Source organism: Mesorhizobium sp. M7A.F.Ca.CA.002.15.2.1, from assembly GCF_003998715.1.
Taxonomy (GTDB): domain Bacteria; phylum Pseudomonadota; class Alphaproteobacteria; order Rhizobiales; family Rhizobiaceae; genus Mesorhizobium; species Mesorhizobium ciceri.
Window position 1 is genome coordinate 1 of the sequence record NZ_RZPI01001305.1, and the last position, 383, is coordinate 383.

At 53.5% G+C, this 383-nt stretch carries 1 protein-coding gene; it reads left to right on the forward strand.

The window, feature by feature from the left end; genetic code table 11:
- A partial coding sequence (locus tag ENZ74_RS34265) for a four helix bundle protein (protein WP_245471077.1) occupies positions 1-363 on the forward strand: 363 nt, incomplete at its 5' end.
- Between the last annotated feature and the right edge of the window lie 20 nt (positions 364-383).

Here is a 383-nt window from a genome sequence, read left to right on the forward strand (position 1 = left end):
GAAAAAACAGGGTCCTACAAGGACTTGCTGGTTTGGGAGCAGGCGATGGATCTTGCGGTGGCGGTCTACGGTGCTACGAAATCCTGGCCCAAAGAAGAACTTTATGGACTGACCAGCCAAGTGCGGCGCTCTGCAACGTCGGTGCCGGCGAACATAGCCGAGGGGTATGGCAGGGAAATTCGAGGCTCCTATCTGCAGTTTCTCCGTATTGCCCAAGGATCATTGAAGGAACTGGAAACTCAGCTTCTGATTGCTGAACGTATTGGCATCGCGCCGAAAGCGACGTCCGGCCCATTGTTGGCGAGTACCGAAAGTGTGGGAAAGCTTCTTCGACTTCTCATCCGTAAACTTACAGCCGAATAGCCTCCCCTATTCCCCTATTC